Source organism: Streptomyces sp. SM1, from assembly GCF_002910825.1.
Classification (GTDB): domain Bacteria; phylum Actinomycetota; class Actinomycetes; order Streptomycetales; family Streptomycetaceae; genus Streptomyces; species Streptomyces okerensis.
On the sequence record NZ_NEUB01000205.1, the window covers coordinates 1 to 698 of the forward strand.

General features: G+C 76.8%; 1 protein-coding gene. It reads right to left on the bottom strand.

All coding sequences use genetic code 11. The features are described 5' to 3' along the window. A partial coding sequence (locus tag B9S61_RS04675) for a tetratricopeptide repeat protein (RefSeq protein ID WP_146064711.1) occupies positions 1 to 698 on the bottom strand: 698 nt, incomplete at both ends.

Below are 698 nucleotides of genomic sequence, written 5' to 3' on the forward strand. Positions count from 1 at the left end.
CGCTCCGCCTCGCCCTCCTCGCCGTCCCGCAGCCGCGCCATGCCGACCTGCAGCGCCGCCTCCGTGTGCCCGGCGGCCGCCGCCCGCTCGTACCAGCTCAGCGCGGCCTGCTCCTCGCCCCGGCCGGCGTGCAGGATGCCCAGGTTGAAGGCGGCGTCCACGCTGCCGGCCTCCGCGGCCTTGGAGAACCACGGCTCCGCGCCCGTCTCGTCGCCGGCCCGCAGCAGCAGGATCGCCAGCGCGTTCGCCGCCTCGCGGTGACCGGCGTAGGCGGCCCGTCGGTACCACTGCTCGGCGGGACCCGTCCGGCCCTGGTCCGCGCAGAGCAGCCCGAGGTTGTAGGCGCCGTTGATGTCACCGGCGTCCATCGCGGCCCGGTACCAGCGTTCGGCGGTCTGGGTCTCGCCCCGCTCGGCGTGCAGCGCGCCCAGCGCGTTGGCGGCGTTGCCGTCACCGTCCTGCGCGGCGCGCAGCCACCACACGGCCGCGTTCTCGGAGTCCCCGGCGTCGCGCAGCAGGAAGCCGAGCGCGCAGGCGGCCCTCGCCTCTCCGTCCTTGGCGGAGGTCAGATACCAGCGGCCGGCCTCCTTGAGCTCGCCCCGCTTCTCCAGGATCGCGCCGAGGTGCAGAGCGGCCCGGCGGTGCCCCCGCGCGGCGGCCTGGCGGTACCACTGCTCGGTCTCCCCGACCGGCTCCGC